Source organism: Desulfosporosinus burensis (assembly GCF_054657535.1).
In genome coordinates this window covers 117,501-130,524 of sequence record NZ_BAAHYN010000012.1, presented here as the reverse complement: position 1 = coordinate 130,524, position 13,024 = coordinate 117,501, and the positions used below count along the sequence as shown (strand labels likewise).

At 42.7% G+C, this 13,024-nt stretch carries 10 protein-coding genes, 1 rRNA gene and 1 pseudogene (1 of these 12 running past the window's edge); 7 read left to right on the top strand and 5 right to left on the bottom strand.

What is annotated here, in order from left to right; translation table 11 throughout:
• Nucleotides 1-51: 51 nt before the first annotated feature.
• Both ACYQ3Q_RS20410 and ACYQ3Q_RS20405 read right to left on the bottom strand, forming a co-directional pair.
• Nucleotides 52-1,813, bottom strand: a 16S ribosomal RNA gene (locus ACYQ3Q_RS20410).
• 399 nt (nt 1,814-2,212) lie between these two features.
• Nucleotides 2,213-2,440 (bottom strand): arsenate reductase/protein-tyrosine-phosphatase family protein, encoded by a 228-nt coding sequence (locus tag ACYQ3Q_RS20405; protein WP_459930432.1) that lies wholly within the window; start codon nt 2,438-2,440, stop codon nt 2,213-2,215.
• Nucleotides 2,441-3,047: 607 nt separating this feature from the next.
• On the opposite strand from ACYQ3Q_RS20405, the gene acs reads away from it, so the two are divergent.
• The 7 genes from acs to ACYQ3Q_RS20370 all read left to right on the top strand — a co-directional run bounded on the left by acs (nt 3,048) and on the right by ACYQ3Q_RS20370 (nt 11,140).
• The gene (gene acs, locus ACYQ3Q_RS20400) at nt 3,048-5,006 is read left to right on the top strand and encodes an acetate--CoA ligase (protein WP_459930342.1); all 1,959 of its coding nucleotides are present in this window, start codon (nt 3,048-3,050) and stop codon (nt 5,004-5,006) included.
• A 45-nt stretch (nt 5,007-5,051) separates the two neighbouring features.
• Nucleotides 5,052-5,345, top strand: coding sequence for a DUF4212 domain-containing protein (locus ACYQ3Q_RS20395; RefSeq protein ID WP_459930341.1), 294 nt, complete (start codon nt 5,052-5,054; stop codon nt 5,343-5,345).
• Entirely contained in the window at nt 5,342-7,033 is a 1,692-nt protein-coding gene (locus ACYQ3Q_RS20390) for a sodium:solute symporter family protein (RefSeq protein WP_459930340.1), read from the top strand. Before ACYQ3Q_RS20395 ends, ACYQ3Q_RS20390 begins: the two co-directional genes overlap by 4 nt.
• Before the next feature lie 173 nt (nt 7,034-7,206).
• Nucleotides 7,207-7,638 carry a hypothetical protein gene (locus tag ACYQ3Q_RS20385; protein ID WP_459930339.1) on the top strand — a complete coding sequence of 144 codons (432 nt, stop codon included), beginning with the start codon at nt 7,207-7,209 and terminating at the stop codon, nt 7,636-7,638.
• Between the two features lie 58 nt (nt 7,639-7,696).
• Entirely contained in the window at nt 7,697-9,577 is a 1,881-nt protein-coding gene (locus ACYQ3Q_RS20380; RefSeq protein WP_459930338.1) for a DUF294 nucleotidyltransferase-like domain-containing protein, read from the top strand.
• A 14-nt stretch (nt 9,578-9,591) separates the two neighbouring features.
• Nucleotides 9,592-10,290, top strand: coding sequence for a 3'-5' exonuclease (locus ACYQ3Q_RS20375; RefSeq protein WP_459930337.1), 699 nt, complete (start codon nt 9,592-9,594; stop codon nt 10,288-10,290).
• A 301-nt stretch (nt 10,291-10,591) separates the two neighbouring features.
• Nucleotides 10,592-11,140 (top strand): hydrolase, encoded by a 549-nt coding sequence (locus ACYQ3Q_RS20370; protein ID WP_459930336.1) that lies wholly within the window; start codon nt 10,592-10,594, stop codon nt 11,138-11,140.
• Nucleotides 11,141-11,248: 108 nt separating this feature from the next.
• On the opposite strand, the gene ACYQ3Q_RS20365 is transcribed toward ACYQ3Q_RS20370, so the two are convergent.
• From ACYQ3Q_RS20365 to ACYQ3Q_RS20355, 3 genes and pseudogenes are all read right to left on the bottom strand, one after another.
• Complete coding sequence (locus tag ACYQ3Q_RS20365; protein WP_459930335.1) at nt 11,249-11,410, bottom strand: hypothetical protein; 162 nt, start codon at nt 11,408-11,410, stop codon at nt 11,249-11,251.
• A 26-nt stretch (nt 11,411-11,436) separates the two neighbouring features.
• A pseudogene (locus tag ACYQ3Q_RS20360) lies at nt 11,437-11,778 on the bottom strand (methyl-accepting chemotaxis protein); the annotation flags it as partial.
• A gap of 106 nt (nt 11,779-11,884) precedes the next feature.
• Nucleotides 11,885-13,024 carry the 3' portion of an IS1634 family transposase gene (locus tag ACYQ3Q_RS20355; RefSeq protein WP_459930334.1) on the bottom strand. The gene runs 627 nt beyond the window's last position, so 1,140 of the gene's 1,767 nt are visible here — the last part of the coding sequence; its start codon lies off the right edge, out of view — the gene reads right to left on this strand; it ends in the stop codon at nt 11,885-11,887.

The window sequence follows — 13,024 nt, the reverse complement described above, 5'->3', positions numbered from 1 at the left end:
GACCCTTAGGATGTTCGTTTAAAGCGTGACGCTCTAAACAGTTCTCCTTAGAAAGGAGGTGATCCAGCCGCACCTTCCGATACGGCTACCTTGTTACGACTTCACCCCAATCATCGGCCCCACCTTCGACGGCTAGCTCCAATCCAGAGGTCAGAACTCAGATGCCTTTTCAGAGATCGGTTATCAGAGGCCAGATGTCAGATGCATGTAGTCTATTTAGACTAACTCTACTCTGACCTCTGGCTTCTGACCACTGACTTCCGTCTTGGCTTCTGCCCTCTGTCCTCTGGACCGGTTACCTCACCGGCTTCGGGTGTTGCAGACTTTCGTGGTGTGACGGGCGGTGTGTACAAGGCCCGGGAACGTATTCACCGCAGTATGCTGACCTGCGATTACTAGCGATTCCGACTTCATGCAGGCGAGTTGCAGCCTGCAATCCGAACTGAGACCGGCTTTCTCGGATTTGCTCCACCTCACGGCTTTGCTTCCGTCTGTACCGGCCATTGTAGCACGTGTGTAGCCCAGGACATAAGGGGCATGATGATTTGACGTCATCCCCACCTTCCTCCGGTTTATCACCGGCAGTCTGTCTAGAGTGCTCGACCTTACTCGTTAGCAACTAAACACAGGGGTTGCGCTCGTTGCGGGACTTAACCCAACATCTCACGACACGAGCTGACGACAACCATGCACCACCTGTCTCTACGCTCCCCGAAGGGCACTCCCTAGTTTCCTAGAGATTCGTAGGATGTCAAGCCCTGGTAAGGTTCTTCGCGTTGCGTCGAATTAAACCACATGCTCCACCGCTTGTGCGGGCCCCCGTCAATTCCTTTGAGTTTCAACCTTGCGGCCGTACTCCCCAGGCGGAGTGCTTATTGTGTTAACTGCGGCACAGAAGGGGTCGATACCCTCTACACCTAGCACTCATCGTTTACGGCGTGGACTACCAGGGTATCTAATCCTGTTTGCTCCCCACGCTTTCGCGCCTCAGCGTCAGTTACAGTCCAGAAAGTCGCCTTCGCCACTGGTGTTCCTCCACATATCTACGCATTTCACCGCTACACGTGGAATTCCACTTTCCTCTCCTGTCCTCAAGATCCCCAGTTTCCGATGCACTCTCAGGGTTGAGCCCTGATCTTTCACACCAGACTTAACGATCCGCCTACGCGCCCTTTACGCCCAATAATTCCGGACAACGCTTGCCCCCTACGTATTACCGCGGCTGCTGGCACGTAGTTAGCCGGGGCTTCCTCCTTGGGTACCGTCATACTGACTCAATATTTTCAAATCAGTCATTCTTCCCCAAAGACAGTACTTTACAATCCGAAGACCTTCATCATACACGCGGCGTTGCTCCGTCAGACTTTCGTCCATTGCGGAAGATTCCCCACTGCTGCCTCCCGTAGGAGTCTGGGCCGTGTCTCAGTCCCAGTGTGGCCGTTCACCCTCTCAGGCCGGCTACTGATCGTCGCCTTGGTAGGCCTTTACCCCACCAACTAGCTAATCAGACGCGGGTCCATCCATAATCGGTAGCATACTCAGAGGCCACCTTTCCTTAAACACTGATGCCAGCATCTAAGATTATCCGGTATTAGCCCTCGTTTCCAAGGGTTGTCCCGGCTTTATGGGTAGGTTACCCACGCGTTACTCACCCGTCCGCCACTCCGGTTGTCAGATGTCAGAAACCGGATGCCAGATTAGGGTTTTTCCCTTCTGGCTTCTGGCCTCTGTCATCTGACTTCCGGCGTTCGACTTGCATGTGTTAGGCACGCCGCCAGCGTTCGTCCTGAGCCAGGATCAAACTCTCCAAAAAAAGTTATTCAAACTTCTCACTTGAAGAAGATGATTCGCTCATGATTTATTTTGAAACTCTTGCGAGTTTCTCTCATTGGCTGTCCTTGTTGTTTAGTTTTCAAAGACCAAGGCCGTTATGGCCGGATCTATATCTTAGCATTTTCAACTCACGTTGTCAATAACTAATTTGCTTTGTCTCGATTGCATAGTTCGAAGGTTTTAACCTGTTTACTATTAAGACTGTGCGTCGTTTTGGCGCTTTGTTAGAATACCCCTTTTAGCACGCGCTGTCAACTGTTATTTGTATTCATTATTGTCCTAGCCTAAGCTACCTTGACATCTCATCCATCCCACCTCTCAATATTGATAAAAAAGACCTCCTGGGCGTTTTGCTCAAGAGGTCTTGTACACTAGTCGTTTAACGCTCAATTACATAACCATAGAAATTCTTCTCTTTATATAGATTAAAAACACTTTGTATCTTTTTGCCCGCTAGATCAATTCCCTCTTCTTTCATAGCTTGAATAACAAGATGATTAATTTCTGTAGGCTCAAAGCCAGCACTTTCCACTTCAGATTTATCCCCACCAAGTAACCTTAGAAACTCTTCTGCCATTTGACTTCTTGCCGAATTATGAACACAAATAAATAGGACTTTTCTCTTAATAAGATTAATCGCCTCCCTTAACTATAATTGGTTTTATTTTCTATTCTTTCTTTATGCTCGAAAAAGCTTCTGGCTGAACTGGATTTTCAACATAATACATAAGTGAAGAAGAAATGACTAACAAGAGCAAAACAATACCTAATGTAAAAATCAGTTCTTCATATTTTGCAACAAAAACACGCCCCAGTTTGCCCCAGTTTCTGAATTACTTCAGAATAACGCCCAAGCTTGAGGAGCCTTACCATCCTAACAATTCTCAATATACGAATAAACCTAAGATCAAAAGGAAATATCATAGGTAAGAAAAACGGTAAAATCGCCAGTAAATATTTTTCGACATTTCTTAGAATCTTTTAAAAAAATTATTTAGCAAGAATTTAACCTCTGTATTATATCAGTTTATGATTTATTGTATTTAATATATAATAAATTTTTAAATATATGCTCGTCTAATAGCTTGGATACATTATCTGTTATATTACACAAAATCATTTATTAATCTTTTATATGTTAGGTATTAGATATTCATATTCGCATTATTAATAAAATTCAAATATACTGACAAAAACAAATTGGAGGTGCATTTATGAAAGAAAAACAACTTGAAGCTTTATTGCACGAAAACAGACAATTTCTACCATCCGAAGAATTCCAGAGTAAAGCAAATGTCCAGACCTCCGATATTTACAAGGAGGCATCTGAAGACAGATTAGGGTTTTGGGCCAAACAATCTGAACGATTAACATGGTTTGAACCGTGGAATGAAGTATTAGATTGGAAACCGCCTTTTGCTCAATGGTTTGTTGGTGGTAAATTGAACGCTGCCTACAATTGTGTAGATCGTCACATTAACTCTTGGCGGCGCAATAAAGCAGCCATTATCTTCGAGGGTGAAAATGGAGATAGTCGGGTGCTTACTTATCAGGATTTATATCGAGAAGTGTCTCAATTCGCCAATGTATTAAAATCTATGGGGGTCAAAAAAGGTGATCGAGTAACTATTTATCTTCCCATGATTCCTGAAGCAGCGATTGCTATGCTTGCTTGTGCTAGGCTCGGGGCTCCACATAGTGTCATTTTTGGTGGTTTCAGTCCAGAATCATTGAAAGACAGAATACTCGATGCCCAAGCTAAGGTGCTAATTACCTCCGATGGTAGTTTCCGTCGAGGAAATGTTATTCCGCTTAAATCTAATGCTGATACTGCTTTGCAAGGCGTTGATTGTATCGAGCATGTTGTCGTTGTGAAGCGTACTAATAACGAAGTGAGTATGCAAGAAGGCCGTGATATCTGGTATCACGATGCTATGAAAAATGCTCCGCTTTCGTGTCCTGCTGAACCTATGGATGCTGAGGATATGCTCTTCATTCTATATACCAGTGGAACTACGGGTAAACCTAAAGGAGTCGTACACACAACGGGTGGCTATATGGTCGGTGTTTCGACGACTCACGATTGGATTTTCGATCTTAAAGAAGACGATGTGTATTGGTGTACAGCCGATGTCGGTTGGATAACGGGTCATAGTTACATTATTTATGGTCCTTTAGCGAATGGTGCTACCGTATTAATGTATGAGGGTACACCGGATTATCCTGCCAAGGACCGATTTTGGGAAATTATTGAAAAATATGGTGTTTCGATTTTTTATACCGCGCCTACGGCCATCCGTACCTTTATGAAATGGGGACCAAGTTACCCGCAGGGAAGAGATCTCTCAAGCTTAAGGGTATTAGGTAGTGTTGGTGAACCAATTAATCCCGAAGCTTGGATATGGTATCACAAAAATATTGGCGGAGAACGTTGTCCTATTGTTGATACTTGGTGGCAAACGGAGACTGGCATGATTATGATGACTCCCTTTCCAGGTCTAACAGCAACTAAACCAGGATCCTGTGCAGTGCCTTTCCCAGGCATAACCGTGGATATTATTGATCAAGATGGAAATTCAGTTCCTAAAGGAAGCGGCGGGTTCTTAGCCATACGTGAACCATGGCCCGCAATGCTTAGGACCGTTTACAATGACCCCGATCGATATGTCAGCACCTATTGGAGTAACTGGGAAGGGATTTATTTCGCCGGTGACGGGGCAACGTGGGATGAGGAAGGTTATTACTGGCTCTTAGGCCGTGTCGATGACGTTATCAATGTTTCCGGGCATCGCATAGGAACGGCTGAAGTGGAGAGTGCCTTGGTGGATCATCCATTTGTTGCTGAGGCAGCATGCATCGGAAAAAATCACGAGGTAAAAGGTCAAGCTGTTATAGCTTTCGTCAGCTTAAAAGAAGGCTTTAAGATTAAAGATGGATTCATTAATGAACTTAAAGCCCACGTTGCCATGAAAATTGGAGCCTTAGCACGCCCAGATAATATTTTCTTAACTGCAGAATTACCCAAAACCCGGAGTGGTAAAATCATGCGACGACTTTTACGTGATATTGCTGAGGGCCAGGCCTTAGGGGATACTACGACCTTGGCGGACCCTGCGGTCGTTAATTCCTTGAAAAAACAATATGATGATGATGGTTTCAAAATAGCTATGTAAAGAATCCCTACGACAGAGGGGTAAAAATGGCAGGGAGGTAAAAAAATGAATGACAGTAACATGAAAAAATACTGGCAAAAGAATCTAAGGTTAATTGTAATATTACTGACTATTTGGGCAATGGTTTCTTTGGGCGCAGGGATTATCTTGGCCAAACCGTTATCTGCGATTCAATTCGGCGGATTGCCATTATCGTTCTGGTTTGCCCAACAGGGGTCAATAATAACCTTTGTCATTTTAGTTTTCACTTACGCTTGGCGGATGGACCGACTTGATAAGGAGTTTGACGTGCAAGAATATAGCATGAAAAAATCCGCCGGGAAGGAGGGTCTCAAATGAGTGTTGAAACATGGACCATTATTCTGATTGGGTTAACTTTCGCCACGTACGCCTATATTGGCTGGGCTAGTAGGGTTAATGATACCCAAGGATTCTACGTGGCAGGCCAGGGAGTTCCGGCGATCGCCAACGGGGCGGCCATAGCGGCAGATTGGATGTCGGCAGCTTCCTTTATCTCCATGGCAGGTCTGATCTCGTTTATGGGATATGACGGTACTGTATACCTGATGGGTTGGACCGGAGGTTATGTGTTATTAGCTCTACTCTTAGCGCCATATCTTAGAAAGTTTGGCCGTTATACGGTTCCCGACTTTATCGGAGACCGTTATTATTCCAAATGGGCTCGGGCTGTTGCGGCCGTTGCGACCATTATCATCTCCCTTATTTACGTAGCAGGACAGATGCGTGGGGTAGGGATTGTATTCAGCCGTTACTTGGAAGTCAACATAACCGTTGGAGTTATTATCGGCTCAGTAATAGTGGCTTTCTTCGCAATTCTGGGCGGAATGAAAGGTATTACCTGGACCCAGGTTGTTCAGTACATTGTTTTGATCGTTGCCTATTTAGTACCGGCCATTGCAATCTCTAACATGTTAACCGGAAATCCTATACCACAGTTAGGATTGACATTCTCAGATATTGCCAGTCAGCTTAGTCTAATTCAAGTCGATCTGGGATTAGGTGAATACCTGGCGCCCTTCCAGAACTTGTCTGCACTTAATGTTTTTGCCATAACCGTATCCTTGATGGTAGGAACGGCAGGCCTGCCGCACGTTATTGCCCGTTTCTATACCGTGCCAAGCGTTCGAGCAGCCCGTTATTCCGCCGGTTGGGCCATCTTATTCATTGCTCTTCTCTATACCACTGCTCCGGCTATTGGAGTTTTTGCCAAGTATAACTTAATTCAAAGCCTTAATGATAAACCGGTTGCTGAAGTTATGCAAATAGACTGGGTATCAAAATGGTCCAAAACCGGTTTGTTAAAACTGAACGATAAAAATAATGACGGCAATCTCACTTTTGCCAAAGATGCTAAGACTAATGAGGTAATCATCGACAAGGATATCATAGTTCTTTCCACTCCTGAAGTAGCAAAGCTTGCACCTTTCATTATTGCTCTGGTAGCTGCGGGAGGCCTGGCTGCAGCTCTTTCCACAGCGGCAGGATTGCTTCTAGCGATGTCCAGCGCCGTATCTCATGACCTATATTACCGGATCTTTAAGCCGGATGCTACTGAAGCCCAGCGGCTAAAGACTGGAAGGATCATGGTGGGCGTTGCTGTTATTGCAGCGACTTGGTTCGGAATTCATCCCCCAGGATTTGTGGGTGAGGTGGTGGCTTTTGCCTTCGGCCTGGCTGCGGCCAGCTTATTCCCGGCCATCTTGCTCGGAATTTTTGATACCAGAATGAACAAAGAGGGAGCAATCTCTGGAATGCTGGCCGGGCTGATCTTCACTATGTTGTTAATTGTTTTAATTCGATCTCAGCCCATCTTGGGAACTGCCCAGCCCCTGCTCAAGGACTTCTTTGGTTTCAATGCTCAAGCCGTAGGGATGCTGGGAATGATATTAAACTTTGTAGTATCATTCGTAGTTTCAAGGCTTACCCCTGCGCCTCCTGAGGAAATCCAAGCTTTAGTACGTAACATCCGTACACCTAGAGGATCCAGTGCAACCAGTGCTCACTAAAATCTGATGCTAAGCCTTGGGGCTTAATCGAGAATCGAGTGCATGTCGACCTCTGGTGGGCCATCCTGCCGGTGCTAAAACCGGCAGGGATGTCTCATCTAAATGAATTGAAACCATACATACAACAGAGTAATTTAAATGAGCCTGGAATATAAGCTGTCAGGGGGATTCTAATGAATACGATGATCTGGTCATTGTTTTTTTCCTTATTAGCAATTGTTATTTATATATTACAGCCTAAGTTAAGGCAATCTGCCCTGCGTAAAGTTTTAGGCATAACTTTTTTCCTGGAGATCTTTTACCTAGCCGGTTACTATTTTTATAACTGGCCATTCCCTAAACCATATGTAATATTGCAGCTGGTGACGATTGTAGGCTTGGGATTTGCTTTAGGAGCAGTTTTCTCTCTGGTTTGGCCGATACCTTTACAAAAAGGATTTGAAAGGGTTATGCGGACATTATTAATCAGTATCCCGGCTTTAGGTTTTGGAATTGGTTTACAACTCTTAATGCAAGGAAATGACCCTACACAGGCCTTATATATTATTTTTGCTTTTGCCGCTTGGTTTGGATCCGATTACAATATTAGAGTTGAAAAAGTATAATTCAATGCTAAATTTATTTAGATAAAAACATTTAGGTATTTGGGGGGACAGTTTTGCCATGAAATTGCAAGATTTTAAACCTTTTGATCTTTTGCCCACCTCTGTTCTGGAGGATTTGGAAAATAACTTAACACAAGAAACTTACTCAAAAGATTCTTATGTATTTACTGAGGGCCAGAGGTCATTAGGACGTCTCTTTCTTGTGATTTCAGGATTAGCGGAAATCACAAAAGGAACAGGGATGATCGGATTACGCCGCTCTGGAGAGTTTTTTGGAGAAACCGTTATTCTCACAGGAAAGAGATACCCAGCTTCAGTGATAGCGGCAGAAAACCTTACTTGTTTTTTATTAGATAAAGACTATTTTGATAGCCTTTTGCAAAACTATATAGAATTCGCCGCCTATTTTAGTCATATTTTGACAGATCGGCTAAGAGATCTTTATGAGGAAATGGTTTTGGATCAACCGTATGATTCGTTCGGCTTTGGTTCTGAACCTTTTAAACAACGTATCTTTAATATCATGTCTACTCCGATTGTTACCAGCGCTCCAGAAAGTTCAGTTTATGAACTCGCCAGAACACTTAGCGATAAAAAAATTAGTTCAGTTATTGTGAGTGACTCAAATGGAAAAATGCTTGGACTTGTTACTGAGAGGGACTTAATTACTAAGGTTTTAGCCCTTGAAAGTAATCCTGCAGTTGTAACTGTCAAAGATATTATGTATAAAAACCCTCCTACATTACCGTCAGATGCTTTGTTTTATCAAGCTTTATTAACAATGTTAAAAAGTCAGGGGAAATATATTGTCGTTATGGACCAGACTAGGCCGATTGGCATTCTTACAATTGGGGACTTAACAAAAGCCATAACCACTTCTTCGCTTAATACTGTTAAGCAGATAGATTCTGCAACAAATATCAATGAACTAATTGAAGCGACAAAACTCATTAATAAGATTGTAGTTAACATGATTAGAGAGAAAGCAACAGCTAATGAAATTAATTTAGTTGTCTCAGAGCTAAATGATATTTTAACCAAGCGTTTATTAGTTTTAGGAGAGAATGAGCTTTATAGAAAAGGATTTGGCCAGCCACCTATTGATTACTGTTGGCTAACCTTGGGCAGTGGGGGGAGAAAAGAGTTAACACTGTCTTCTGATCAAGATAATGCAATAATTTATTCTGATCCGGAAGGGAAGGATGAATTACGAATTGCTGAGTATTTTAAAGCATTGGCTGAATATGTGTCCAATGGATTGGAAAAATGTGGTGTTATTAAATGTCCCGGTGATATTATGGCAACAAATCCTGCCTGGTGTCGTTCGCTTAGCCAATGGAAAGACATAGTAACGATATGGACGAATTCGCCAAATCTTGATTCTTCACGAGAATTTACCATCTTCTTGGATTTTCGGACGGTTTATGGTCAAAACTATCTTGCTAAAGATTTACGTGACTTTGTTTCTCGCTTATTCCGAGTTTCTCCCGCTATTCTTCATACAATGGCTATAGATGACAATTCTCATCGTGTTCCTCTTAACCTTTTTAAACAAGTCCGAGTTGAGAAAAATAAAGAGCATAAAGATGAAGTTGATCTTAAGAAAGCAGCAGGTGTGCATATTGTGAACTGTGCAAGGCTTTTTGCCATGCGTGAAGGCATCTCCGAAACAAGCACTTTAGGAAGATTGGAAAAGCTGGTTCAGATTAAAGCACTTTCAATAGAAGATGCTGAATACTATGAGGCAGCCATACAATCCCTTACGATGTTCAGAATTCGTGAAAATCTTCGTAAATTGAGCCTCGGTAAAGTTCCTGATAATTATGTTAATCCTAATAACCTTAGTAAAAGAGAACGAACAGTATTAAGAGAGAGTTTTTTGGCAACCGAGCAATTTCAAAATTTTACTGCATTTAGCTTCCAGGTAGAGAGGGGTTAAAGAGGGGGAGGATTATGTTAGGTTCATTATTAAACATTACAAAGCGAGATTTGTTTGATTTAGCTATATGTCTTGCTGGCGGAACTTGTAGCAAAGTATTATCACAACAATCAACCTCTTGGCCCGACCTTGTTCTCAAGGAGGATAGGTTTATCGTTTTTGACACCGAGACTACCGGGTTTAATTGTCATAAAGGAGACGAAATAATTTCTATTGGAGCCGTAGTGATTGAAAAAGGAAGACTTACTGAGAATAGTTTTACCAGCTTGGTTAATCCAAAACGAAATATTCCCACCATAGTAGCGGAATTGACCGGTATCAATGACGATATGGTTGTGGACTCACCTGAAATAATGGAGGTTTTAGATAATTTTCTAGAATTTACCAGATTTTCAGTACTGATTGCACACCATGCACAGTTTGATCTCGGATTCATTAATAAAAAACTTTGTAAATATTGCGGTCATATGCTTAATATGCCCGTTATTGATACCTATGTTTTATCTCATCTACTTTTTCCTTATGCTCATGATCGGAGTTTAGATAATCTTGCTCATTACTATGACATCACTTTAGACGGCAGGCATACAGCTTTGGGAGATTCAATTATAACGGCTCAAGTCTTCCTGAAAATGCTAGATGATCTGGAAAACCGTGGAATTAAAACGACTACGCAGTTGCTAAGCAATTTTCATTTTAATCGTTTGTTCTAATTAAAACGGGAAAGATATTATTTATCTTAAGTAGGTGTTTTATTTCATCGATTAAGAGGGAATATAAGAATATATTAGCGAACTTATTTCGTATATAATATAATATCAGATATACTACGAACCTATTTCGGTAATCCGAAGTTGAACTAAACCACTGCGCGGTATGCGAAAGCCTTTGTCCTATTTTACTTGGATGAAGGTGAGTAATGTATTACCTTAGCAACAGGTTACACATAGGTTTCCAAGTATTAACTCAGATTTACTATATGGAAACATACTTTTTTACAGAGGAGTGTCAACATTGAACAAATACGTTTTAATACGGGAAGAAGCCGTTTTATTGGTAATAGACCTTCAAGAAAGATTAGTTCCTGCTATGAAATACGGAGAACAAGTTATTCGAAACACCAATACAATAATTTCCTTTGCCAAAAATTTAGGGGTTCCAATAATCGTCACAGAACAATATCCCAAAGGCCTAGGGAAGACCGTTTCTGATGTGAGCAACAATCTCGAGGAATCGTTAACCTTCGAAAAGATTACCTTTTCGGGCTGCACCAGTGAAGTAACTTCGGCACTAAAGGGACTAGGAAGAAAAAAGATTATTATTACCGGAATGGAAACCCATGTTTGCGTTTTTCAGACGGTAAGGGATATACTTGCTTATGGTTACCAGGTTTTTGTAGTGGGTGATGCGGTGTGTTCACGAACCAAGGAAAATTACCTAAACGGGTTATCTCTTATGTCGTCTATGGGAGCAGTAGTAACTAACACAGAAACAGTATTCTTCGATTTGATGAAGGAAGCGGGTACACCTCTGTTCAGAGAACTTTCCAAACTGATTAAATAGGCTTACGCATGGGGCATAGCGATATTTCAACGGCCAGAAGTCAGAATTCATTCACCTTAATGCTACTAAAGCGAAAAGACTACCTCGTGAGGCAGTCTTTTCGCTTGTTTACCTGGCAATACGATAATCACGAAAGCCTCCAGTGGAGGCTTTCCCCAAAGCCGCAAATCCCCAAAGTATACCTACCGGCGTAGGATGAGTATCGCCGAGCCACCACCCCAAAGAAACACTTCGTGGCGAAGGTGAGACTTTCGCCACACGGCGACTCATAACGAACACTCCTTGGGGCCTAGCCCCTAGGAAAGTAGGTCATCGCCAGGTAAACAAGCAATTTCCTGATTAGCCATAGCCTGCTCATGGGTAATGGCACTATTGCGGAGGGAACTTTCCGTAATTTTCTGGATAATAGACTGAAATTCCAGTAGAATCGCGCTTATCTCATTGGCCGAGCGATTACTTTCTTCTGCTAATTTGCGCACTTCACCTGCAACTACTGAGAAGCCACGACCTTGTTCACCAGCCCGGGCTGCTTCGATCGCGGCATTCAATCCTAAAAGACTGGTTTGCTTGGCTACTCGCCGAATAAGCTCTAATATACCGGAGGTGGACTGTAGCTAATTTTTTCCTTCATGGGCTTCCTGGAGGGCTTTAAACAGATGCCAGAAGTCGGAGGCCAGAGATCAGAAAGAGTTCGAACCTGTAGACCCACATTCCGCGCTCATTCTGAGAAAATAAATAGTTAATTTATTCCATTAAGTCCTTGGGTTCCATACCCATTATCTTTAATAGCGTCATGCCCCTTAGTGTATTTAAGCTATCATCAAGATAAAAAGTGTATTCTTCATGTCCAATCTTTATAAAATGCATCTCCTCTAAAGCATACTGTAAGAAAGCAAAGGTCGGGGCATCCTGAAGCTTTGCCCCGTTATAGCCAATTTTGGGGAGTTCACCTGTCCATTCTTTGCGTCCTTTTCTCAGTTTATATTGAATTAAAGCTCGTATCAGCAAGGATACGTTTAATAGCATCATCAGAGCCCTCACTCGATGAGGATGCTTTAAGAAAATAACCGATGCGAGGCAGGGTTCTTTGTAGTATCTGAAATCTATCTCAACCACCATCTGATCTTTGTAATAGGCAACAATATCCTTATCTGAAGCTTCTTCAACGGGTACATTGGAAACCAGCACGAAAGATTGTTCAGATTCTTTCAGTGTTTTAGCCTTTTCTTCGTCAAGTCCTGCCAGAGTGATATGGATTTTCCAAGTCGATTTGTATTCATTTGGAACCTCCACTTTCAACGAAGGTCTACCCGGTCTGCGTTTCAGGGTCTTTGTCTCTTCAAATACGACCTGACACGCATAGGCAAGCTTACTGTGCTTTTTGCTAAACCGATCCCATTCCGCTACGGCATCTGCTTCACAGGCAAAGCTCTTTTTCGAACTATCTTCAATGGCCGTCTCCAGGATGTTGCGCTGTCTCTCCAATTTATTGTTATATCGGGATTCCCCTGCGGAAGTCTGGACCACGATGACACGCAAATCGGTTTCCTCAAATCGCTCGCTAAACCCTTGCACGCAATAGTTGCAAGCCTTTTTGCTTTTGCCCAGGACTCCAATATCCTGCCACTGGTTCTCTGTATAGGCTCGTTCTACCATTCTGCTTTCCAATTTATGATAGAAGTTCGCCGGACACCTTGAAATAAATTGGATTCCCTTGGGCTTTTGGAGCATTTTTCTGACCAGATCCGTTGTCATCAGCTTTGAATCCGCTATATAAATCCCTTGGTTCAAGCCGTTTTCCTGTAAATCATGGACAAGATCAATCGCCATTTTGTTCCATTCAATATCCGAAGTGTTCCCATCCATAACTTTTGCAGCGAGCGG